The sequence below is a fragment of the Chitinophaga sancti genome (assembly GCF_034087045.1).
GTDB classification, from domain to species: domain Bacteria; phylum Bacteroidota; class Bacteroidia; order Chitinophagales; family Chitinophagaceae; genus Chitinophaga; species Chitinophaga sancti_B.
Map to the genome: position 1 here is coordinate 7540496 of NZ_CP139247.1, position 24660 is coordinate 7565155.

Annotated in this window: 21 protein-coding genes and 1 tRNA gene; 7 read left to right on the top strand and 15 right to left on the bottom strand. The window is 38.9% G+C overall.

Annotation, left to right across the window (positions count from 1 at the left end; translation table 11 throughout):
• Window positions 1-34 precede the first annotated feature (34 nt).
• On the bottom strand, window positions 35-619 hold the full coding sequence (locus SIO70_RS30125; RefSeq protein ID WP_320577169.1) for an RNA polymerase sigma-70 factor: 585 nt from the start codon (window positions 617-619) through the stop codon (window positions 35-37).
• Window positions 620-788: 169 nt separating this feature from the next.
• Between SIO70_RS30125 and SIO70_RS30130 the strand changes: the two genes are divergently transcribed.
• Window positions 789-862: transfer RNA gene (locus SIO70_RS30130), tRNA-Asp, on the top strand.
• A gap of 127 nt (window positions 863-989) precedes the next feature.
• On the opposite strand, the gene SIO70_RS30135 is transcribed toward SIO70_RS30130, so the two are convergent.
• The 7 genes from SIO70_RS30135 to SIO70_RS30155 all read right to left on the bottom strand — a co-directional run bounded on the left by SIO70_RS30135 (window position 990) and on the right by SIO70_RS30155 (window position 5654).
• Window positions 990-1928 (bottom strand): HipA domain-containing protein, encoded by a 939-nt coding sequence (locus tag SIO70_RS30135; protein WP_320577171.1) that lies wholly within the window; start codon window positions 1926-1928, stop codon window positions 990-992.
• 1 nt (window position 1929) lies between these two features.
• Window positions 1930-2259: a HipA N-terminal domain-containing protein gene (locus tag SIO70_RS30140; protein ID WP_320577173.1), complete on the bottom strand. Its 330-nt coding sequence runs from the start codon at window positions 2257-2259 to the stop codon at window positions 1930-1932.
• Window positions 2252-2461, bottom strand: a complete 210-nt coding sequence (locus tag SIO70_RS33585) for a helix-turn-helix transcriptional regulator (RefSeq protein ID WP_414017885.1) — start codon at window positions 2459-2461, stop codon at window positions 2252-2254. Before SIO70_RS33585 ends, SIO70_RS30140 begins: the two co-directional genes overlap by 8 nt.
• 444 nt (window positions 2462-2905) lie before the next feature.
• Entirely contained in the window at window positions 2906-3526 is a 621-nt protein-coding gene (locus SIO70_RS33590; RefSeq protein ID WP_414017886.1) for a hypothetical protein, read from the bottom strand.
• The gene (locus SIO70_RS33595; RefSeq protein ID WP_414017887.1) at window positions 3487-4212 is read right to left on the bottom strand and encodes a reverse transcriptase domain-containing protein; all 726 of its coding nucleotides are present in this window, start codon (window positions 4210-4212) and stop codon (window positions 3487-3489) included. The genes SIO70_RS33590 and SIO70_RS33595 overlap by 40 nt, the downstream gene beginning before the upstream one ends.
• Window positions 4213-4329: 117 nt before the next feature.
• Complete coding sequence (locus tag SIO70_RS30150) at window positions 4330-5202, bottom strand: transposase (protein WP_320577175.1); 873 nt, start codon at window positions 5200-5202, stop codon at window positions 4330-4332.
• Window positions 5199-5654, bottom strand: a complete 456-nt coding sequence (locus tag SIO70_RS30155; protein WP_320577177.1) for an IS110 family transposase — start codon at window positions 5652-5654, stop codon at window positions 5199-5201. The genes SIO70_RS30150 and SIO70_RS30155 overlap by 4 nt, the downstream gene beginning before the upstream one ends.
• Before the next feature lie 614 nt (window positions 5655-6268).
• Here SIO70_RS30155 and SIO70_RS30160 point away from each other — a divergent pair.
• A complete protein-coding gene (locus SIO70_RS30160; protein WP_320577179.1) occupies window positions 6269-6409 on the top strand; it encodes a hypothetical protein in 141 nt (46 codons plus the stop codon).
• An 803-nt stretch (window positions 6410-7212) separates the two neighbouring features.
• Window positions 7213-7398 (top strand): pinensin family lanthipeptide, encoded by a 186-nt coding sequence (locus SIO70_RS30165; protein ID WP_320577180.1) that lies wholly within the window; start codon window positions 7213-7215, stop codon window positions 7396-7398.
• Window positions 7399-7446: 48 nt separating this feature from the next.
• Here the strand turns inward: SIO70_RS30165 and SIO70_RS30170 are convergent, their stop codons facing one another.
• From SIO70_RS30170 to SIO70_RS30185, 4 genes are read right to left on the bottom strand one after another with little or no spacing between them, the layout of a single operon-like run.
• Window positions 7447-9360 carry a lanthionine synthetase LanC family protein gene (locus tag SIO70_RS30170; protein WP_320577182.1) on the bottom strand — a complete coding sequence of 638 codons (1914 nt, stop codon included), beginning with the start codon at window positions 9358-9360 and terminating at the stop codon, window positions 7447-7449.
• Window positions 9344-10198 (bottom strand): thiopeptide-type bacteriocin biosynthesis protein, encoded by an 855-nt coding sequence (locus tag SIO70_RS30175; RefSeq protein ID WP_320577184.1) that lies wholly within the window; start codon window positions 10196-10198, stop codon window positions 9344-9346. Before SIO70_RS30175 ends, SIO70_RS30170 begins: the two co-directional genes overlap by 17 nt.
• A gap of 22 nt (window positions 10199-10220) precedes the next feature.
• Complete coding sequence (locus SIO70_RS30180; RefSeq protein WP_320577186.1) at window positions 10221-12884, bottom strand: lantibiotic dehydratase; 2664 nt, start codon at window positions 12882-12884, stop codon at window positions 10221-10223.
• Window positions 12885-12912: 28 nt separating this feature from the next.
• The gene (locus SIO70_RS30185) at window positions 12913-15117 is read right to left on the bottom strand and encodes a peptidase domain-containing ABC transporter (RefSeq protein WP_320577188.1); all 2205 of its coding nucleotides are present in this window, start codon (window positions 15115-15117) and stop codon (window positions 12913-12915) included.
• 1072 nt (window positions 15118-16189) lie between these two features.
• Between SIO70_RS30185 and SIO70_RS30190 the strand changes: the two genes are divergently transcribed.
• Genes SIO70_RS30190 through SIO70_RS30205 form a run of 4 tightly spaced genes read left to right on the top strand, consistent with a single transcriptional unit; the run spans window position 16190 to window position 22142 of the window.
• Window positions 16190-18547, top strand: a complete 2358-nt coding sequence (locus tag SIO70_RS30190) for a TonB-dependent siderophore receptor (RefSeq protein ID WP_320577190.1) — start codon at window positions 16190-16192, stop codon at window positions 18545-18547.
• Between the two features lie 11 nt (window positions 18548-18558).
• Window positions 18559-19980, top strand: coding sequence for an ABC transporter permease subunit (locus SIO70_RS30195; RefSeq protein WP_320577192.1), 1422 nt, complete (start codon window positions 18559-18561; stop codon window positions 19978-19980).
• 5 nt (window positions 19981-19985) lie between these two features.
• Window positions 19986-21425, top strand: coding sequence for an ABC transporter permease subunit (locus tag SIO70_RS30200; protein WP_320577194.1), 1440 nt, complete (start codon window positions 19986-19988; stop codon window positions 21423-21425).
• Between the two features lie 12 nt (window positions 21426-21437).
• Complete coding sequence (locus SIO70_RS30205) at window positions 21438-22142, top strand: ABC transporter ATP-binding protein (protein ID WP_320577196.1); 705 nt, start codon at window positions 21438-21440, stop codon at window positions 22140-22142.
• Between the two features lie 477 nt (window positions 22143-22619).
• On the opposite strand, the gene SIO70_RS30210 is transcribed toward SIO70_RS30205, so the two are convergent.
• The 3 genes from SIO70_RS30210 to SIO70_RS30220 form a co-directional block, all read right to left on the bottom strand.
• On the bottom strand, window positions 22620-23354 hold the full coding sequence (locus SIO70_RS30210) for a DUF3307 domain-containing protein (RefSeq protein ID WP_320577197.1): 735 nt from the start codon (window positions 23352-23354) through the stop codon (window positions 22620-22622).
• 1 nt (window position 23355) lies between these two features.
• Window positions 23356-23970: a hypothetical protein gene (locus SIO70_RS30215; protein WP_320577199.1), complete on the bottom strand. Its 615-nt coding sequence runs from the start codon at window positions 23968-23970 to the stop codon at window positions 23356-23358.
• A 312-nt stretch (window positions 23971-24282) separates the two neighbouring features.
• Window positions 24283-24639, bottom strand: a complete 357-nt coding sequence (locus tag SIO70_RS30220) for a helix-turn-helix domain-containing protein (protein WP_320577202.1) — start codon at window positions 24637-24639, stop codon at window positions 24283-24285.
• Window positions 24640-24660: the final 21 nt, after the last annotated feature.

A 24660-nucleotide genomic window follows, 5' to 3' on the forward strand; every position in this document is an offset into this window, starting at 1 on the left:
AGGTTTTAGGAGAGTAGATTTTGGGGGAGTATTTTTAGGAGAGCAGATTTTGGGCTACGTAAACAGCGACCATGATATCGCCATAGCGATGAACATATTCATAAATAAAGCGCATACCCAGCACCATGTGTTTTTTTACAGCATTGCGGGAGATGCCGAGTAGTTGGGCAGTTTCGTCATAGCTTTTTCCTTCCTGCCGGCAGAGTTGGAATACCCGTAACCGTTGTGGTGGCATTTGGGCCAATGCTTCCTGAAAAAGCCTGTCATATTCTTTGGCCCGGACCATTTGTTCTGGTGTGGAGGAAACGGGTTCATTAAGTTGTGCGAACAGTTGTTCCCGCATGGCCTGGTCAGTGGCTAGTTTGTCAATTGTTTTAATTACATGGTTACGGGCAATACGGTATAGATATCCTGAAAAAGACAATTGAGGATTTATACGGTCTCTGATTTCCCAGATTTTCAGAAATACGTCGTGGACGAGGTCTTCTGCCAGCGAAGGTATTTTGCAAAACCGTAAGAGGTATATGTAAAGAGAAGCGTGATAATGACGGTAGATTGTTGAGAATGCAGCTTCATCTCCCTGCTTCATTTTGATCAGTACTTCTTCATCTGATGGCATACGATCCATAGTTAAAAATCAAATCGTTTTGGCTCCTGCCCCCGGAGGGTGTAAAGCTAAAGAAAAGATGGGGATTGCGGGTAGGGAAAGATTTTTATATGAATTATTTGCACAATTGAAATAAAAGTACATATATTTGCACCCCCGACACAGAGAAAACGGGGTGTAAGGATCAGTAGTTCAGTTGGTTAGAATGCCGCCCTGTCACGGCGGAGGTCGCGGGTTCGAGTCCCGTCTGGTCCGCAAGGAAAAGCAAAACCCGCTCTAAGAGCGGGTTTTGCTTTTTAAATGACTAATAATGAATCTACAAATTGTTTGTATTTAATTTTTTGCGTGTTCGAAATAATATGAATTGATTTTTTGAACCAATTTACAATTGAAAATCTTCTTCAAAGATCCGTTGTTTTTTATTCCATATTTCCCAATAGTTTTCCTTTTTTTCGCTGCTCAGAAAAGAGCTATTAATTAGTATGTGTACCTCTGAACTAAGAGACTTGAATTTTCGATAAGTATTATGTCTCACTTTTTCAGGGATGTTTAAGACAGTTCCCAACGCTTCAAAATCTCTTAATTTTATATGCTTCTTTTTGCCATTTAGCAATAATGCCATCTCTTCCTGGTCTTTGGGGAAAACGAGGTTAACATTCAGCAGGTCATAAGCAGGACTTAATGCAATGCTATTCTCAAGATGGAGTATAGAAAAGTTCTTAAGATGCATATCATTATTTCCTGTCAAATAACAGAAAAGCAGTAATTCGAAATATTTCAGTACATCAAGTCCTGAATTAGTACAATACTGAAGTATTAGTTTTCCCGCTTTTTCATAAGATCCTTTGTACTTATTTTCTGTTAAAAAACCAGATAGTTGACAGAAGTCCTCAACATGAATTTTTTTCCCCATCACTCTATCAAAACGCCTGGCAATATAAACAAGATTTCCATCGGTAGCCCTGAGCAACGTATGCTTACATATTAGAATCCCAAATACTTCCGCAAGATGCATGGTAAGGTCTTCCGTTTCTGGCATGGCTTTCAGTTTCTCATGTTGAGGTTTCAATATGTATTCTCCCCATAGTCCCACGATTGTAAGTCTGCCATTGTTTTTATTCCTTTCTAGTGTAACAGATAACTTAGGTTGCACTCCTGTCAGGGCTATATGCCTGCTAATAGTCTTTTCTGCCAGATCTTTTAAAAGTTGTTTGTCCAGATTAAGCTCCGGCATTGTTTCAGTACCAAAAAATCGTTTTGCACATTTAATATGATACTCCTTATCCCCAGAATCTTTATAGCAGAATAAACAATTGGACATATTATTCAATTTCATTTTCAGGTTCTATGCTTACCGCACCGATGGTATCTCTGCATGTAAGTAATAATAATTCAAAGCGATCATTGCCTTTGACTTTCCAATGATCTTTGGCTATGTCTAATAACCAACCTTCAGGAATTAGTCCATCAAAGAAAGCGAAGAGCGTAAAACTGTGATAGGTTTCCTTTTGTAAGGGCATAGTTAAGCTTATTGGCATTGCCAATTCATCAACCAAATAATCTTCATGGTATATAAACTTATAACCACCATCATATTCTGTAAGCGTACCAGCAAGTATGCTGTTATAATATACTTTTGCTATTTTACTCATTAGATCTTGATTTAGGTGCAGGTACAAGTTCCATCCCAAATAAGTTAAGTAACTGATTCACCTTGTCCATACGCATCGTTGTCTTTCCCTGTTCAATTTCCCGGATTAGCCGTAATCCCAATCCAGATTTTATGGATAGGTCTTCTTGTGTTAAACCGTTTTCTTTTCGCTTGGCTTTAATCGTCTTCGACAAGAGAGTCATTTTATACCTTTTAAGGTATAAAAATACAAAATATTACATTTCTATACCCTAAAAGGTATAAAAAATAGAAATGTCGGCAAACTATACCTTAAGGGGTATAAATTTCTAAAATATATAATTATAAACAATATTAATACGGCTGTATTTCAATTAACTAAACGCAATTTTGTTGGGGAATTGGGCCTGTTTGTTATTCTGGTATTCCATTTATCATGGAAATCGTCTTCTCAAATGTGGATAGCTTTTTTCATTCTGATTCAAGGCAAAACAATGACAGTGCCCCAATTATTTATCATCAATATCATGTTATGCAATTATTTTCACTAATAAACATATGGATTTCAGATAAACTCTCCACAAACTGGTTCCGGGTAGAGCGGTTCGTTGCCTCCCCGCTCCCCCACAGTCCCGTGCGAGCAGATTTCCTGTACACGGTTCCTCTATTTACGGTTTCGCCAATTGATAGCTGTGATAGATCTTCGGTTGTACAAGGGGTATCCACTCTGTAGTCAGCTTTGCAATCTTATTCCATGTCCAGACTCGTTTTCCACCCCGATGGTTGAGCCATTTATGGAGCAGATGTTTTGTTCCGTTGTAATAAGTATGCAGCTTCCTACAGTTGAACGTTATACCGTAGTAAGCATAATGGCCACGCAGCTTTTGGTTCAGCTCTTCGATCAGTTCCCTTATCGGTAGCTTATGTCGGTAGCACTTGATCCAGTCGCTTAAGCGTTTCAAAGCCTGGTTCAGTTTCTTACTGTTTGTTTTGCGCTTCAGGATTGGTTTTCCTTTTCGGCTTTTACTCATGTAATGGGTAAATCCTAAAAAGTCAAACGTTTTAATTGGATGATTTCCGCCCTTCCTTTCTTCTTCCAGATCAATTAGTCTGGTCTTTTCAGGGTGTAAGGTCAAGCCAAATTTCCCTAGTCGCTTCGGCAGTACATCCATCACCCGTAAAGCATCTTCCCTGTTTGTAAAACCCAACAGAAAATCATCCGCTTTGCGGATGATAAAGCTGCCACCTCTCAATAATGGCTGGATCTGCTCTTTGAACCAGGTGTCCAAAACATAGTGTAAATAAATGTTGCTAAGCAACGGGGATAGGGTTCACCCTGCGGCGTTCCTTCTGTCGGATACATCACCTGGCCATTTTCAAATATGCCGGCCTTTAACCACTTGTCGATCATTTTCCTTATCACGCCATCTTTTATCTTCAGGTCAAGGAACTCCCGTAAACATTGATGATTGATACTGCCAAAGTAGTTTTGCATGTCAGCGTCTATTATATAGCGCATCCGGTTTACACTTATTTCTCTGGATAATTCCTCCAATGCATGATGTTGAGATTTCCCCGGTCTAAAACCATACGAACATGGATAGAATATTTCCTCGTAGACTGGTGTCAGGACTCGGGTTACCGAAGTCCGAAGTAATTTAACTTCTAACGTAGGCAAGCCAAGCGGCCGGTATTTGCCCGCTCCTTTAGGTATAAGTACGCGTCGGATATGGGGCGCACGATAAACACCGCTCTTAAATGCAGTCAATAATTGAGGTATTCTTTCTTGTCTTTGCTTATTATAATCGATCCATTTTTCTCCATCTGCTCCGCTTGCCACTTTCTTATTGAGGCTATCGAAGCAGGTATTTAACATATCAACATTAATAAACTCATGCAGGTTCGTCAAGGCTTCTCCCGGATATTTCTTTGCCCGTGCCGCTATCTGCATCTCTACTGTTAACACTTCTTTCATGTCTCTGGTACATTTAGTGTTGCTAAGATGTTAGTTCCGTAAACAGACATCCCCCTTCCTTACTCAGTGGCTTTCATAGAGCTGATTTTCCACCTTTCTAACAGTACTTCCATATAACTAAGCGACATGTTTTTTTAGTGATTCCAGCTTTCTTTCCAAGTAAGCGATTTTGGCATTTTTCCGCTGTTCCTGATATTGTTGCAAATCTAAAGGATTGAACTCTACCTTATTTGTAACCATTTTATAGTAAATAGTTGCTATTTTATTGGCGGTTGCTACAATAGCATACTTGTTTCCTCCTTTCGCCTTCATCCGTCTAAAATAGTCTCCCAGCCAGTGATCACTTCGCTGAACACCGTTAGCTGCCATCCGGAATGCCTGGCTGGCGGAATTAGGCTTCTTTTTCATCAACTTACTGCTGATTATTTTTCCGCCCGATTTTTTAGTGTTGGGGCATAAATTCAACCAGGACACAAAATGTTTTTCGCTTTTCCATTTACTCAAGTCAGTTCCTGTTTCTGACAGTATTTCCAAGGCACAGATGTCACTCATTCCATAAATAGCCAGGACATCGACCCGAAGAATATTTTTCAAAAATGATCTGGTATTAAATATAGGAGCGTTTTTACTCCTCTTTTTTGCTTTGGACAGAATATCTTCTTTCTTTGTTTCTATCAAAGGGATCTCTCCTTCATTTTGTATAGCTGCATACCTCTGTAATTGTGCTTCTATTGCTTTCTCGCATGCTATAATTCGTTGCTGAAAGAATTTGTAACTGATATAATTCTCTTCCAATGTGAACAACTGCTCCGCGCGCCAGTTGCCTTCTAATGATTTTATTATAACTTCATGACTAGCTTTTATGCGATAATCAAGAAATGGCAAAAAATTCGCAGCATTTCTTTCTCCGGCAATGATAGCTTCGATGATGGCTGTACCAGACTTACCCACTATATCGCTGATCACTGTATGCAATTTAATATTCATCATCTCCATGCCTTTTGCATCCGCAATACAAACCGGCTACTTTCCTCGGTAAGGGTTCTCCTGTGACGAACCAATGTTCGCAATGTTTCCTGCTCATTTTCCGGCAAATAGCTGCTTTTTACTAATCCGCAACTATGCAGTTGTTGTAGCCATTCCGCGTCACTCTGATCCGTTTTTCTACCGGTGACATTGCGTACATGCTGTGCATTGACCAAATAAACATCAAATCCATACAGAATCAAATAGTTGAATAAAGGTTTCCAGTAAACCCCTGTGCTTTCCATCGCTATGGTATCTATGCCACATTTTTCCAACCAATCAACTATTTCCTTTAGATCACAACTCATCGTTCCAAAGACTCGAACAGACTGTTGATCTCGATCTTTGGGAACTGCCACTGCATGGATGGTATCCCCAATGTCAATTCCTGCGGCATTCGGATTAACTACAGGCATTGGTACAAAACCTGGATTTGCTACTTTTTTGGATGTTTTTTTGGCATAGACTTTTTACTTTAAGAAGCAAAAGAGCTTTGCCTTCAAGCATAAATAAGTATAATCTTCCATACGGGGTCTAGCCCCAATTTGAAACCTAAAAAGCAAGAAGAACCAAACTATGAGATGAATTTTATATTCATTGGACTGTCAGGTCTTACTGCAAAGTCTTTTGCTTTTTAAATTTATATTATTCTTGAACATCAGTCGGTGGGCCGCCCCCAGTTATTTTGCGCGAAACATAAGCTGGTTATTCGTATACTATGAGGATGCTAAGACTGCCTTCGTCCTTCTCCTTATCTTCGATCTCTCTCGATGCGGATACCTCCTCGTATTACCTTTTCTTAACGCATAGCAAGGTGGTAATACAAACCTTGGATGCCTGGATTATTTCTTATTCGGTAAATCCTTAAAAAAAACCGACTTCCGTTCGGAGACGTTAGGCTCTCCTGTGTTCCCGTATTACCCCTGTCTGCCTTTGATATGTTCTCAGACACCGGTCGAATCGCCCCTGCTCGTCAATAACGCAGGTTTGATGTTGCCTTAGCTTTTCGAACAGCTAAAGCTTCAACATCGTGGACAGTTTCGAGGCTATGGTAGCATACCTTCAGCAGTCACTGTCTACGCTTCGCGCCATCATCTCTGATGACTACGCAAGACTCGCTTCCGGTGGTGGACTAGACCTTGTCGGGCAGGATTGGGCACCTGCCGGGTAATTTCGAGGCGTTTCATCTATAAATTCCCGCCTCACGGACTTTGCACAACGCAATCGAACTTTGTCCCCTCGCAGCCCGCTAAACCCGACTTATTGAGAGTAATCTCAGAGAGTCGGGTTTCTTCTTTTTTTGAAACGCCCATCAGGTCTGCGACGAAGGCGAACATTCTATTCATTTTTAAAGTTCGAGGTTTATTTGTTTTCTTGTTATAATAGATTCCTTCAGGAAATATTCTGAATTGTAATCTTTTGCTTTTCTACATAATTGCTGGAAGCCCACATAGAGGCAGGTTCTGTGACACAAATAGTAGCTAATTGAATGTATTTTCAAGGTTCGAGGTGTAAATAATGGTTAATTGCAGATGTTCTAACAATTCTACTTTTTCCAGGCTAAACTTATGCGCAGAATTCTCGTACAACTATTCATTTTTTCTTCAATAAATCGCTCGTCCAGATTTTCTATTTTTTGTTCAAGTCCTGTTAAAATGATATAGAACTGTACTACTTTAGGATCGTCTGATGATGAATACCATTCTCACTCACGTTTAAGACACCATTTTCACCTTCACACCTACCCCAGGCAGAACTAGCGGCTGATGAATCAGTGATTAAGAAACTAGCAGAGGCTGTATTCATCAAGGCGCTTACCACTTTTTGTTGCTCATACAATTTTATCAACAAAAACGATAAAAGAATCCAACATTTTGCAACAATGCTTCATTTTATTCTTTATCTTTATTATGATTGCAATCAGGGAAATCCGACGCCCGTTAAATGTTGGTGTTAATCATTAAAATTTATTTTATGAACCTTAAAAATGATCAAAACTTCAAACTCAGTATTGATGAGTTAAAAATTGAAAGTTTCGTTACGAGCCTCGAAAACGAAATGAATATGCGCCTGTTTGGTGGATTTGGAAGTGAAGAACATCCAACCCATACAGAACAAACAGATGATGAACATCATTTCTGTACTACTATAATTTGCTAATATAGCACAGTGTGCTGTTGCAGGCACACGCAGGATGATACTTCAGTATCATCCTGTTTGTCGTTGGTGCCTGGTCAGGAAACCTGCCATTACCAACTCTTTAATTCGCGCAATGATGAGTTCTTCGATCTTCTCTTTCTTTTCATTGACAAAATATTGTGATCGCCAGTTATATAGTAATGTTTCAACATCAACAGGCCTTCGACATGACTCGAGTAACAATGCAGCAATATTGGAAACCTTAACTTGCAGGAGACCTGTTTCCAAACAATAAATAACATATTGATCATTTCCATACCCGTCTGCTATAACATCAATATGCGAAACCGTTACAAGTGTTTGTTGTAACCACTCTGATACCGTAAAACGTAAACTCTCATGAATGAATTCTTTTAGTATTAAGCTGGTCTGACGAAACCTTAGTGAGCCGTTAAACTGAAGCCATAAATGGGCTATTTGCTGTTCCCGTTTGAACATAATTGATAGTGCTGATGCAGGTTCCTCCTCAGCATTCAATATATATTCATGCAAATGCCGTTCTACTGAATGAAAATCATCGGACAAGGTTATTATTTTTTCATACGATCTGTAATCCTGAACAGTAATCTGCTGCAAAGTATTTTCAAAATATTTAGAGAAAACTGTTTTTTTAACAGCATAAATACTGTAATCATTTAATTGCCCGGTAGTATCTGGCATAGAAGGAAATAGAATCGAATCTGTTTCATGAATTTTAAGACATCCCAACATCCAATACCCTACACCGGCAAGCCCGCTAAATAAACCAGGATCCGTAATTCTCTGTTGGAGCTTGCTGTTATAGTTGTGCTGTATTTTATAATATTCAATCGCCGCAATGGCAATTGCACACGATTTTTCATGCAGGGAAGGCTCCTGTAATATAATTGCACCCTGTTGAAATAATACGGCAATACCTCCATAGCCACTGCAAAGGCTGTAATCTATATGCTGTTGTCTCGTAAAATATGACCAGCTATATTTCATTGCATCCTGAGCTTGTTCTGCATACTTACTGTTTCCCGTATTTTTAAATGCCGATAACCGGGAGATTCCACACCCTGCAGCACCATGTGCCCAGGAGCTTATGCCACTCATGCTGGGTTGAAAAGCGGTTAATGGCCACTGAAGTAATTGCTTATCAAACTGTTGATGGATGGTTTTCATGCGGTCAGTCCCTACTCTAAGGTCCATCCAGTTTTCAGTCTCCTGATCAAAATAACTCATTTCATAGGATAAAGCCTGCTCTGCAAGATAATGTAACCCTGGCGCGTCAAAATATTTTCCAACCTCCATAAGTACAAACGCAATACCTGAAGCACCATGTGAAAAGCCGGTAAGACTATCAAAGCTATTTTTATACAAATCCCATCTAAATCCAGTTTGGGCAATACAGGTATTACTGATCAGTTGCCGGATAAGTGTATGTATGGTCTCCAGCAATTCGTTGTTTTTACAGCTGGCATATAAATGGCAAATTGCCAGAAGGTTTCCGGAACGGCCACTTAAAAGGTCATTTGACATACTATTGAATAAATCCTGGCGATAGGCTTTTTCAAGCCGTACAGCCGTTTTAATGTAAATATTATCTCCTGTCACCTTATACAACTGAACACACAGATACAAAATACCCACAGCTCCACCATAAAAAGTATAGTATTTGGGAGTTAAGACATCCTGATGTTGTAATAATCTATCGGCTGCACTTACAGATAATGCGAGATACCGTGGATCAGGGTGGTATTGATATAGGGAAAGAAAAAAATTGATGATACCGGCACTTCCGTTAAACAGGTCTATGCTCTCACCTTCCTGTCTTTTAGCATCAGGAGCTGGTGTTATCCAAAAAGAACCACTGGCATCCTGCTGCGCTAACGAAATTAGTTCTTCGGCAATCCGAAAGACTTCACCGGCTATTATTTGCTGATCAGCAGACATTTTCATAAACGTATTGTAAACAGCGATAGATAATGTAAATGCACCAGGGTTCTTCTTTATTGGAAATGCCCAACCTATTATGAGTCATGTGCAGTAAACTTCTAATAGCGAAATAAAACTGCGGATCCGTAATGCCGGCTTTGGTGTATTTGTTAAGTACGAAACGATTTTCAAGAGCAAATTTCTGCAAATTTGCAGGAGCAGAACCTGCCTCCAATGATTGCCATAATGCCTGGGCATTTCTATTAAGAGATGCTGACTGTTTCCCATATAGTTCATTCATGTGTTCCAATAAGGATGCCAACGAAGCATTTTTCATATTAAGGGTCAAAACCCCTAACCATGCTTCGATAAACTGTTCACAAATTTTTTGTACAGTGAAAATATCAGCATCAAGCGCATAAAAAAAAGCTACATGCATTTGAAACGCAGCTGCTAGCGCTGCAGAAGTGTGCCACCGTGATTGTGATAACATAGAATCCAGGCAATAACCGGATGATAGAAAAAATTGTCTCTCAGCCAGCATAATTGTAGACTCATTACCATATCGGGAGATTTCGGGTAAGTAAGGAATAAATTCAAGTTTGTAACTATTCTGCATTAAAACATTCTGCTGATACCAATCCTGTTCCAGCATCATTTTTACAGCTGGAAAATAGGTGGCAGGTGTTTGTAACCTGAATCTTATATGTGCCCCATCTTCGCCATATCTTATAAAAAAATAAGGTACTAATGGATGCAGCTGTGGTTCTAACTTTTCAACAAACGGCTTTATAAACCCACATAACCATTCCTCCGCAGAACCGGTATAAAAAATATGCGCGGATAACCATGTATACTGCATATGCTTGACGTATTAATTATAATTAAAACTGATACCAATGAACAAGACATTCAGTTACAGTAGGCTGATCTTTGTGACTTTCCAGATAATTAATATGAGGTAGCATTTCTTCCATATAAATTATCCCGGAGCGTGAAATCATTTTTTTAAATACGTTTATCAGCAAAGGATTAGCAAAATGTATATATTGAGGTTTATGGTCATCACGCATGGGTTTTGATTTTTTTTCACCAACTGGTATGTAAGGCGATTGCAAATAAAGAAATACATGCGCCGGAATGCAGACCTCAATTCTCCATTTATTTAACCGCACAAACCAGGCAGCTTCCGTCTCTGTCTTTTGTTGAATGGGAATTTTATCACAGGGCACCACCCATCCGGCCCTACGCATGATCACATCATTGTCAAATACAATCCGTGGTTTTCTGATAATTTCAACATTGTACAGGGCACCTGGGGGGTGAATCATTTTATCAAGCCATACATTGAAATGCCTCATTAAAATGCGATATTCATTATTGAAATGAGCCAGTAACTGGTAAAAGTTTGACCTTCTGTAAAAGGACTCAAGGCTAAGATCAAATGTAAATACTCTCTTTTCCCATTTAGTATGCCATAGAAACAATGAATCATCCCTTATGTCAAATCTTACCTCCAGATCTTTTAAATAAACTTGTCGATTAGCAGGATAATTGTTGTGACCACCAGGTACCCGCAGTTCCCATGGCAGTAAAGGAGGATGCATATTAGCATTAAAACCAGATCCATCACTTAGTTCCATCAGCACATGATCCTTGTAGAGCGCCTGATTCCATTCGTTAAACTGATTGTTAATCTGATCATCAAACAGATCAACAAAGCGACCAGCTACCTTACCCATACCGGGCAGAAAATGATTAATAACTCCTTTGAGACCATTATCGTCATCAAAAAACTGCACAAACATTGCCATTGATCCTTTCCGGGGAATGTCAGGTTTCATTTTATCAGTCAGGTTCACTAAAACAACGTCTCCATTTTCATTCTTATCAATCTCAATATTCAGGCGATCTAATAATAACTGCTGAATGCTGTCAGGAAATTCTTGCCTGAAATCAGGTATATTTTGTTGATGAACCACTTTTTTTTCATAAAAGAAATAAGCATGATAAAAACTGGTCACCGGAATAGCCGCATCATTTTTATAATGTTTCAAAAAGAAATTTCGCATACGATCTCTTTCAGGTTGTAAGGGATCGGCCAGTGCCAGTATATTTCCCAGTGCATGTACTTTGCATGTAAAATTTTGAAACGCTGTAAGGGGGATTTGCAGTTTATTGGTTACGGAACTATCTTCAAAAAAAATGCCTGATGGTAAAAATGGTTTGGCTATCAATGGAGGCAATTCAAATTGACCGGATTTTAATTGCGAGATATATGCCAGTCGTCGTTCTTTTGCCTGTTGTTCATCTTCCTGGCTAATTCCTTCCTGCGCCAGCAATCCCTCAACTGTCGTGTTTAATAAAGAGGCCCCCTGTTGTAATAAATGATAACGCTGGGATGCATCAGCGTTATTATAGCCATGCCGGCTCTCCCTTAATTGCAATAAAGATGAATGCAAAAGATTTGCAGCGGGATATTGGATAGGTTGTGATTCAAAAAACTGGCATAATTGCCTGTCCCATTCCGGATGTATACCTGAGGTTCCAGTACCTGCTTCCAGAAAGCCGGCAGCTATCAGCTTCAACAAATAGGATTTTGTTTGCTGCAGATTGTACCCGGAAATCTGGGACAATTGTCCGGTAAGTAAACCAAGCGAAATATCCTGCCGCTCTTTGAAAAAATCAAGTAGCCATGCTATCACGACTGAAACGGGCATAGTCTGAAAAGATTCGATATTAGAAACGTTTACCAGAAATTGAACCTTATCATTTTTTAACTCGATGGAGTTGTTTAAACTAATCAGCAATAGATCGCATAATACGGGATGATGCAGCATCAACGAACGTATGAACCCATAAAGGTTATTATTTAGTCTGGTATTGCTGATTATATTTCCCGGTGCCTGAATTCGCAATTCAGGCATATTTTCATTCATCTCTGCTATCCCTGTACTCGTAAATGTGCTGAATGGTGATGTTTTAAAGGCCATTCTGGTTAGGTACAGCAAAAGACCGTATTCATTTTTAAATTCTTTATGACGAAATGCGGCTGTATCTTTCTTTTGAAATGAGGGGATCTGTTCATATAAAGATTGACTTGATAAAACCAATCCTTTTTTCAATAACTCATCATCTGCCAATTGCTGCAAATTTCGACGGTGTTGTTGAACCGACTTTTGGTAATGCTCCTCCCAGGAATCTGTAAGCTCACATAACCTATTATGATAATGGCTGTATTTCTCAAGTTGGACTATCAGCATGTGCGAAAATGCCTGCGCATCAATAATCGTCTTATTAATATCTTTCTTATTATTTTGAATATCTCTTTTTAATTTGATAAGCCGTTTTCGAACTTCATCACTATGTTGTTTGGAAATTTCCTGATACAAAGTGTCACATAAAATTTCACGAAGTGTAGAAAGTCTATCTGTTATATTTTGATAAACAACTATAAATCGCGATAATCCATGTAATTCCAGCTTTTTAAAGCTGCGATGATGCAGAGAGGCATATCGCATAAAAACAAAAGGGAAAGGTTTAAACATAGCATTAATTTAGGCGTACATCGGTATATTATTTACCAAGTTCCAACTGATTTTTAATCAGATGATAATACGCACCTGCTTTTGCAATAAGGGTTTCATGGTTACCAGATTCCACTACATTTCCTTTATCTAAAACCACAATCTGATCAGCATTCCGCACAGTACTTAAGCGGTGTGCAACAACTATGACTGTTTTACCCGGAAAAAATAGATTCAGGTTATCAACAATGGCTTTTTCATTGTGTGCATCCAATGAATTGGTAGCCTCGTCTAAGAAGATAAATGAGGGATTCTTATAGATGAGGCGTGCTATGAGCAAACGTTGTATCTGTCCTTCACTAAGCCCCAATCCATCACGACCAATAATAGTTTCATACCCGAATGGCAATGAGGTGAAAAAATCGTGTATATTAGCTAACCGACAGGCTTCATATAACCGGATTGGATCTTTCTGGTCTACACCAGTGTAAACATTGTTAGCTACTGTATCCATAAAAACATATCCATCCTGCATAACTACACCACAATGGCGACGCCACCATTTTGCATTTACGTCTTTCAACACAGTGTCACCCAGCAGAATTTGTCCTTCAACCGGATTATAAAATTTGAGTAACAATTTTAACAAAGTAGTTTTACCACTTCCACTCATACCAACTATTGCCGTTATCTTTCCGGCAGGCAGCGTCAGCTGAATATTTTTCAGTACAAAAGGAGCACTCCGCAAACCATATTGAAAACTTATATTATCCAGCTGAATATTAGCATGAGCTATCTGCACTGGCATCAGCTCTAATGCGGTGTGATTGTCTTCTTCCGGTTCCCTGTTTACCTCATCCATTCTTTGCAAACTAAAAAGTGCATTTTGGGAGGTTCGCATAAATTCGGCCAGTTGTAATACCGGCATGTTCAACTGACCACACATGTAGGTGACAGCCAGCATACTACCCATTGTCATATCACCTTTTATTACCAGCATAGCTGCCAAGCCGGTGATTAACACGTTTTTCATTTCATTAATAAAAGAGCCTGTACCCTGCATCCATTGGTCCAGGCGTAAACTTCTTAATTTCAGAGAAATACTTTCTTGTTGTAAAGCCTGCCATTGCATTTTTTTCTCCTGTTCACTCCCTGTAAGTTTTATCTCCTGCATGGCAGAAAATATTTCCAGCAGGATTTTCTGGCTGGCTGACATTATTCTAAATTTTTCCTGATCAATCATGTGTCGTTTACTTTTAAATGAACCGGCCCACCATAAACCAACTATACTACTACTCATAAATAGTAGAAAAATCCAGGGATTATAGTAAAACAGGACTCCTCCAAGCACAATTAATGTGATTAATGACATAAGTAGCGTGACTACCCAGTTAGTCAAAAAATCCTCTATACGCATATTATCGTTTACCCGCTGCATATTATCCGTGGAATTGCGGTTGTCAAAAAAAGATAAAGGAAGGCTTGTAAGTTTAAAAAGAAATACCTCCAATAATTGAAGGCTAATAGTAGCTCCTATTCTGTACAACCAGCGTGCACGAATAAAATCGCTGAACATCCGGCCCAAAAACAACATCAATTGCCCCATACATATCATCCAGACGATTGAGAGATTGCTGTTTTTAATCCCCTTGTCAAAAACTGATTGTGTTAAAAGCGGAATGATTAAAGAACAGATACTGGCAATCAGGACTGTAATTACCACGGGGATGAATTGAGCGCGTTTCGCATGCAAATAAGGCCATAATGACCATAGTGTAGTACGACCTTCTTCAATAACCTGCTTTTCATAAAATTCCTGTTGGGGCTCCATGAATAATGCTCTTCCCCGAAGTGAAGAGCGATCTGCTATCCAGTGAGCTTCAAACAGGTCTCTTCCATACCGAATAGGTTTACCAATAGCCGGATCTGCCACAACTGCGTAGGAGTCATTGATATCAGATAGCACTACAAAATGTTGTTTATCCCAATGCAATATGCATGGTGTAGGTGCTTTCTCTATCAATAAGCTTAATGGTAATTCGCTTGAAAAAGTTTTAAAGCCAATCTCCTTCGCGGCCTCTATAATACCAGCTACCGAAACACCCTGTCTTGTAATCTTACACAGTCGCCGCAAATGCTGCAATGGATAAGATTTGCCATAGTATTCAGCAATCATTTTAAGACAGGTTGGACCACAATCCATAGCATCGGATTGCTTGTAAACAGACAAAGGTTTTCTATTCGTAAAGAACATTTAGCAATAAATTTGGGTATAACAGATGCACGAATCTGTAGTTCCGTCTTCCTGGGTTAAGACGCGATCCACTTAAAATGACATTGGCAGAAGAATTAAAATATTGAAGGTGGTCCTTTGTTGGCTAAATGGCAGACAATTGGAGATACATAAAATTTATGATAACCAATAAACAGGATGGAATGTAATACTACGGCTACATACGGATGCGATAACGCATCATCAAGAAAGATGGAATATTTATGATTACATATTGAGCAAAAGGAATTATTTGAAATACCTGTTCCTTTTAAAACTACCTTTTGTCCGGATATAGGTTTGGGAATAGCAATTTTATCATCAGCATTTGAATGATGATGCCACAGCTGTACAGGAGTTATAAAAAAAGAATACAATCCTAAAAGAACAGCCGCGATAATATGCCGGTATGGTTTGAGAGTGATCAACTAAACATTTGCAACATTATTGCAAATATAGCATTTTGAATTAAAACTCCATCAATTGATTTCCTGATTAATGTATGTGACAACATGTACGTTCAACAAATACTTCCAGCAGATTTCAAATTTGTCAATTAGCTGTTGTAATCATATATTTGCAACATTGTTGTAAATCATTGCTACTCCTTCTTAGAAAATATCGTCTGCAATTCGCAGTTATATTACTTGGTCTGTATTGCTTCATCGCAATGCCGGTTCAGGTCTGGCACAAACATGCCCATCCTGTAACAGGAAAAACCATTATTTCAAATAAGTCCGGAACGGCTATAATTTACACGAGTAAGAATTATGTAAAGGATTGTAAAGTTTGTGCTCATCAATATTCAGGGTATTATGATGATCAACAACGGATCCAAATTGATCCTGTAGTATCCTATCTATTCCTGCGCGCGGTTATTACCCCGTTCCTGTCAGAGCTCCCCTCCTATGGTTTATTAAATAAAGGTCCCCCCTCTTTCGGTATTTCCATATAAACCAATTATTGCTTCAAATTTTCAAAGGACTTCCTCTCCATTATCTGCGAGAAACAAGACCTATGTGAAACCATTATGTACCTATATTAACACACTAAAATGATCCAACGACTATTTTCGTTCATCATACTTCTTCTTATTTCAGGAAATATCTTTGCTCAACATGGAAAAATTCAGGGTCGGATCATAGGCCCGGATAAAAATCCATTGGCAGGTATTTCGATTAAACTGGAACCACACGGATCTGCTACGCAAACGGATGACAATGGTAATTTTGAATTCGGTAACATTCCTCGCGGCAGTTACGCCCTTATTGCCAGTGGCGTTGGATATCAGGCCAAAAGCAGCCAGGTTCAGATAAGCGATGGGAAGTTAATATTTCTAAGCCTTGAATTAGATATAGCAACGTCTACTTTGAAGGAAGTAAATATTAGTGCGGCCCAATCATTAGCTACTGCCAAAGTACTTACAAGAATGAATGTTCCCATGAGAGATATTCCTCAAAATATCCAGTCGGTCAACAGATCAGTCATTGATGACCAGCAGATTTTCCAACTCGACCAGGCTTTTAAAAATGTAGCTGGTATTACTTCCACCGACTATTACGGAGGTTTCAGTTCAAGGGGATATACATCCGGTGTTGGTGGGATCACTACCAACGGGATAAAAGGATCACCCTATCCCGAAGGACAAATTCCGTTACTTGGTAATATAGAAAGCATAGAAGTCATTCATGGGCCTAGCGCTATCCTTTTTGGCCCCGGGGGCATGGGCGGTAATATCAACCTGGTTACCAAACAACCTAGAAAAAATACAGTTGTAAATGCTTCTGTCGGTGCAGGTTCTTTTGACCTCATCCGGGCACAGGCAGATGTAAGTGGTAGCATTAACAAAAAAAAGAGCCTGTATTTTCTAGCGGGTGCCGCTTTGCAGAATGGAGGTAGTTTTACACGAGATTTTGACCGGAGAAATATACAGGTATATGGTGCTGTTAAATGGGAAATTGCGCCCCGCACTACCTGGCAGATCAATGGCAATTATATAAACGATGATGTAAGCAATAATTATCAACCCCGCGTTCCTATTTATAACAGCCCTGATAAAGACAGCATATTCCTTGTACCCCACGACTTTAATCCAGGAAAAGACAGCCGTTACAAAGGCAATAATATTCAGGCTCAATCCATCATGGAGCATAGCTTTTCAGACGATTGGAAAATTGGATTCCTGGTTGCCTATAACGAAGCAAGAGCAAATCGCAGACAATACACAGCCGCTGGCTTTGTAAATAAAATTGATAATACAGTGAGCCGCTCTTACACGTGGCAAAACATCAACTCTCCACAAACATCGATCAATCTTTATGGTGTTGGAAAGTTAAATACCTGGGGAATTCATCACCAATTTGCGATGGGTGGAGATGCTGTCCTTACCCGTAATAATTATCCTGATGGCATTACTCAATATTCAGCGTCAAAATTGTCCGTATTTTCTGCTGATGAGCAAACACATTATGACAGTACCGGAAATATAGTATATGCTAATACTTCCTTTGAGAAATTCACGTATAATATTCTGGGGGCGTATATATTGGATCAGATTGTGATTTTACCAAAACTAAAATCCCTTGTAGGATTAAGATATAACAACTATTTCCGCCGTTATCTTGCACTGAAGCAGGATGGTTCCATCTTATACGATGAAAAGCCGGAGCGTACTGAAAATTTCTCTCCCCGTCTTGGACTTGTCTACCAGCCTGTTAATACCGTCTCAGTTTATGTTGACTATAATGAGGGTTTTTCACCACAATATGGTAACTACGCTGAAAGCGGTGGCCCTTTTGATCCGGAGACCTCCAAACAGTATGAACTTGGAATAAAAGGGGAATTTTTCCATAGCACACTCCTTCCCTTCGTGACGGTTTATCAAAGCACTAAGAAAAATGTATTGCAGGCAGCACCACGCGATGGTTTTCCAAATTGGCGCGAAGCCATTGGAGCAGTTCAAAGCCGTGGTGTTGAACTGGGTGTGACAGGAACCGTATTCTCAAACCTGTTTATCAATTTAAATTATAATTATAACAGTACAAAAATCACCGAAAGCAAGAAACCAGAAGAGATTGGACAGATTCCTGCCAACTCACCGAAAAACTCATCTAATGGTTGGTTAAAATACTCCTTCCGTAATGGTCGGCTGAAAGGGTTATTCATCGGAGGTGGATTTCAGAATGTAGCCAACCGCTATTTCAGTGCTAAAAAGGTAGGAGCCACCGTATTGCAAATGCCATCTTATACTTTGTTTGATGCATTGATTGGATACCGGTATAAGCAATACAGTCTGCAGGTAAATGGAAACAACCTCGGTGATAAACGATATGCAGTCAGTGGGATTACGAACTCCTACACTCCGGGCATGCCGCGCAATCTGCTTGCCACCCTTAGTTGTTCATTTCGATAAATGGTGCTATCATGATAACAAGAAATTCAGTATTGACAATTATTAAAAAGGAATATCTCTCTGCCATTCGTGATAAAATTGTTTTGGTACTTGCCTGCATTGCATGGCTTCTAATAGGATTTGGCGCATTTACCGGATGGCTGCATTTGAAAAAAAGTGAAATACAGAAACAACGGGCAGCCTCCCTGTTTCAGCAAGAATGGGAAGAACAGCATGCTAATCCCCATTCCGCAGCCCATTTTGGAACCTATCTTTTTAAACCGGGCTCTTTACTGAGCATGTACGATAACGGGTTGAATAATTATCTTGGTAACAGCTACCGGGTGGAGGCACACATTCAACATGAGGTAAATCAGTCGGAAGCCGAGGCCTCCGATAGTCAACTTAGGTTTGGAGAATTGTCTGTTGCCCTGGTGTTCCAGCTGCTGATACCGCTATTAATTTTACTGATTACTTTCAACACTATTACCCATGAGCGGGAAGGAAATACACTCCGCGTATTATTGATCCAGGGTATAAGGCCCTCTCAAATTGTGTGGGGAAAAATTCTGGGTATTTACACCATTATACTTACTGTAATTTTTCCAGCACTATTATTAATGGCTTCCCCTTTCCTGTTTAAAATGCCAGGCAAAGATATCCTCCTTCGATTCCTGCTGTTCTCATTAAGTTACCTGTTGTTTTTCTTTATCGTTGTTTGTATAGGTGTTATTATTTCAACATGGAATAAAACATCTAATGGAGCGCTCGTAACAGCGCTCGGTTGCTGGCTGTTTTGGGCTGTACTAATGCCAAGGGGTGTGGCCCGTCTTATTGATGCTTCTGATCCCTTACCCTCCCGGTATGAACTGAGCCGTAATATCACCCGTGGAAATCAGTTGGGCATGGGAAACGATGGCTCCTCGCTTGAACGGTATAAAAAATATATGGAACAAACGCTCAAAAAATATGGCGTTGATAGCGCCTCTCAACTTCCTATAAATTTTGATGGCTTGTCAATGCAATATGGGGAAGATTATAATGCAAAGGTATACGAACGTTACGCCGGAAATGTAGAATCGATCATTAAAAAGCAACAATTCCATATGGAACAGGTAGGTCTGCTTAATCCATTTATGGCTATACAACAGTTTTCAATGGGAGTAACAGGCACTGATTATTTTCATCATCTTTATTTTCATCACCATGCAAAAAAATACCGCGACAATTTTATCCGAACATTAAATATGGAACTTGCCAATAGTGGTTCTAAATATCTTTCATACAATTACAAAGTAGGTCCTGATTTCTTCAAAAAGATGAAAACCTTCAGCTACACCCCACCGGCCTTTGAAAACGCAATATGCTGGCATATTTGGGCTATGATATCCTTATTACTTTGGCTGGTCATTTTAATAATAATAATTCCTCTTGTAGCAAAGAGATTAAAATAATAAACATGGATCTGTTAAAAACTATTTGTCGTCATGAATGGCGCCAGCTATGCAGACAACGCTGGATGCTGAGCGGTCTGATACTGTTTATTTTTATCGCATTGCTCGCAATAGGAGTTGGTAACCAGGCGGTGCATTCAAAGTTTACTCAGATTGATAGTATGAAGGTCAGTTTTGATCAGGATATCCGCAATACAATCCAAAAGTTGGGGGACACTTCAACGCCGAAAGGAAAAGGAGAAGCAAAAAATGCTGGTCTGGCAGCAATGATTAATTACCGGCTTTCACCAACTGCAATAAAAAAACCGCTGCCACTGTCTGCCCTATCCCTGGGACTTATGGATGTTCAACCATGGTATCAGCAGATAAAGTTCACCAGAAATTTTAATGATCAGAACTGGGCGCCTATAACAAATCCAATGATGATGCTGGCAGGTAATTTCGATTATAGCTTTGTATTAGTGTATTTATTGCCCATGCTAGTCCTTTCTTTCTGCTATTCTATATATTCAGCTGAAGTAGAAGCAGGCACATTGTCATTGCTTGCTATACAAGGAAGCAATGTAAAACTGGTAATACGGTTAAAGCTATTGTTCCGGTTCCTTTTATTAGGTTCTATCTTGACACTTTTGAATATAATCGGGTTTCTACTTGTAATACATAAGACGGACTACACATTAGGAATGCTAATTGGATGGATGTTGATTACCTGGCTTTATCTATTCTTTTGGATTGCAATTGCATATCTGGCGCTGTCCCTAAAAAAAGCAGCCATGGTTACAGCACTATATCTGGCTTCCACCTGGCTTCTGCTACTGATTGTTATTCCCTCTGTTGTTAATAGTTATATTCAGGTGAAATACCCTTTACCATTACAGGATGAGATTGCATCATTTCGAAGACATCAGTCAGAAGAAATATGGGCCGGTTCGCCAAAACTATTATCAGATAGTTTTAACAGATATAATCCTCAATATGCATCCAGTATTAATCCAGCAAAGGATACGCTTCCCCATAGTCTCCGTTATGTAGCAGGATATTACTATTTGCTCGAACGCCGCATGAATAGGAAAATGAAACCTTTTAATCAACAGGTTGATCTGCGAAATCGGACTGCACAAAAACTATTGCGATGGAATCCGGTTTTTTTATGCGAATCAGGATTAAATACAATCAGTGGGAATCAACTATACGCTTTCCAGGACTTCAATGAACAGGCAAACAAATATCAGTTGCAATGGCAAGGCTTTTTATATCCTTTTCATTTTGCGGAAAAGAGGTTAACATCTGCTGATTTATCTGTCATTCCTGTTTTTAACTACAGGCCTCCAATAGTATTTGATATCAATGTTATCCTTGCTATAGTATATATTTTCATGCTTTCCTGTATAATACTGGTAATGGCAGTACTCATCGAAAGAAAACATTCTTTTATCAAGCTGTAAAAAATATTTGTTATGGTACATGCATTAGAAGCCGTTCAGTTAACTAAAAAGTATAATGAATACACGGCGTTGAATAACCTTAATCTTCAAATAGAACCCGGAGAGATCTTTTGTTTGTTAGGGCAAAATGGAGCGGGAAAAACAACTACTATAAATTTATTCCTTGGATTTGCAGAAGCTACCGCTGGTAGTGCATTAATTAAAGGAATAAAAGTTACTCCCGATACTGCTAAGATAAGGAGACACATTGCTTATATCCCGGAAATAGTTCAACTGTACGGTAATTTAAGTGGAGTTGAAAATCTTGACTTCTTTAGCAGACTGGCTGGCTTCCGTTACTCAGGCGACTCATTAAAAAGTTTTTTAAATAATGCAGGATTACAGGAAAAAGCACACCGGGAAAGACTTTCAACCTATTCTAAAGGTATGCGGCAAAAAGTTGGGATTGCCATTGCGCTGTCTAAGAACGCAGAGATTATACTGATGGATGAACCTACCAGTGGCTTAGACCCTAAAGCCACTGATGAATTCACTCAAATATGTAAAGAGTTGGCCAAAGAAGGCAGATCTATTTTGATGGCAACCCATGATATTTTCAATGCAGTAAATGTAGGTTCCAGAATAGGGATCATGAAACAGGGAAATCTTGTACACGTACTAAATACTAAAGACATTACTGCCAATGAATTACAGAAACTTTACCTTGAAATGATTTAAAGAAAAATCCATATAAGTCATTTATGGACAAAACAATGGTGAAATATGAAATCACGAAGATGCTTTTTATAATTGCAATGGTGATGTACTTGCTTTATTCATCAAAATTAAATGCTCAGTTTCTAAGTAGGAAGCAATCAATTATGGATAATGCAAAAAACCAGATAAACGATGGATTAAAGGAAGCAAGTAGAATAGGCTGCACTATATTCGCTCATTTTGGCCTAAATACCCCCTAAATCAACCCAATCCTACATAATCTGGTTCGAGGTTACGATACCTGGGGCCGCATAGTAACATCAAAAGGCTGTTAAATCATTGATTTTAACAGCCTTTTCTGTTTTGAATCCGCTCTTTAATGTTACTACTATTTTCTTTGCTTCCGTAAGTACACTTCAAAGCGCTGCTACTTCTTAAATAAGGACTCCCTATTTCTTCAAGAATTTATTTTCATCAATTCTGTTTATAGATTTCCTCTTAAAGCATCGTTAGTAATTGGCTGGTGATAATTCCTGTTAGAATAGCAATAAAAAAGCTAAGGAATGTTCCGATTACTACATATTCAGTGAGTTTTGTTTCTTTGGGTTCTTTTAAATCACCAAATCTGAATACAGATTTTGCCGCTAGTAAAAAACCAACTCCTTCCCATTTTCCTAATAGGATGAAGATCAGAATCAATAGCCTTTCAAGAAACCCAATCCATTCACCTGCATTTTTTAAAGATTCAAGTACGCCAATTGTGTGTGAACTGGAATTGGTACTAACACCTGGTGCCCATTTTGAGATTGCAAATTTGGTAATGAGGGATGCTGGTTTTAATACGAATAGAATAGCGGTACTAATTATAAGTGTTCCAGGGGTAGCTATAGCAATATAACTCCACGATACTTTTTCATGGAAAGACCATACGCAAAATAAAACGACTAAATGCGCGAGTTGATCTATAAAAAACCATGCTCTCTGGGTAGTGGGCTTTTGATATTGCAATTTTATCGCATCAATAAGTAAGTGCAAAATGCTAATTACTAATGCCACTCCCCACAAACCCAAATCCCAGGTCACTAATATAATAAGTATAAAATGTATGAATACGTGGACGTATAAATAGGGAGAACGCCATTTCTTTAACTCTTTACTGGCCAACCATTTGCTGCTTTGCAAAAAAAAGTCGCCAAGAATATGAGCTAAAAAGAATTGAAGTAGCAAGATCATATCAATTGATTTTTTCTGTGATGTTTTTTTCATAAAAGGAGACCAAATCCATTATTTCATCATAATGTGCTCGTTTCTGTGCCTCACTAATTGTGGATTGTGTTCGTTCCATTTTATCACCGAGTTCTTTTTGTGATAGTGTGCGGTTAGCAATTGATACTGCCACTATTTGTGCAGTAGCCGTACTCCATTTATCAAGTACTATTGATGCCAGACGAAACATTAAGTTCAGTTCATCATCCAACTGTGTCCAGGGACTTTTGATAGCAAGATTTTGCTTTAATTTTTTAAGCTCTTCAAATGTTTCTCCCGAATTAATAAATGCTTCTCCATTGGCTTCAGTTATCTTTTTAGCATCATAGTTTTTGTGCCCTATTCCTATTCCCATTCTCACATCCAATTTCTCTATAGATTTAATACAGGCCTTGATGCGAACTGCAGCTAACAGGGCATATTGAGGTTGGGTTATTTCTAACTGAAAGCTATCTCCTCTGTATATCTCCCACGTTTTGGGGGTTTTACCCCACTCTTTCATAAGATCCTTTAAAGGATTTAACCAAATAACCGGATCAACTTTCCTCGAATTGATAATATCTCCTGTAATAATACTAGTCATATTTCAAATATCGTTTATTGAGCCGATATTTCAAAATATCGTCAATTCAACCGATATAATGATTATTGAATGGATTTTATCGGTACTAAAAGCGATAATTTGAATTATCGCTTTTAGTACCGATAAATGTATTTAATTAAGCTTTTACTCCTAAATATCAGTCTCGTCAGAGGTTAAGATAGCTGGAACTCTTTATTCTTATGGCGACACAAGGGCTCTTGCTTTGTCTGACTATACATGGTAGTTATCACATTTGCTTCTAACCCTTTTCCTGATATAATTAACAGGACAATGCCCAATAAAGAACGAACATTATTTCCCGACAATTTTCTTTCGGTGTACTACTCCCCAATCTGCAAGATTACTGATAGTGGTTTGTAGCGTATTGCCATGTTCCGTAAGTTCATATTGAACCGTTATGGGTTGTGTGTTTAAAATGGTTCGTTTTACCAACTCATTTAATTCTAATTCCTTTAATTCTTTGCTCAACATTCTGTTGGAAATTCCGTCTACATCATTCAAAATATCGGAAAACCGTCTTTTACCATAACAGCAAATAGACGAAATAATAGCAATCTTCCATTTCCCGTTGAGCACGTCCATTGCATCCTGAACAGCTCTCATTCTTTTCTTTTGTTCCTTTTGGAACTCTTCTATTTTACATCCCATTGTTACTTGGTTACACCCATG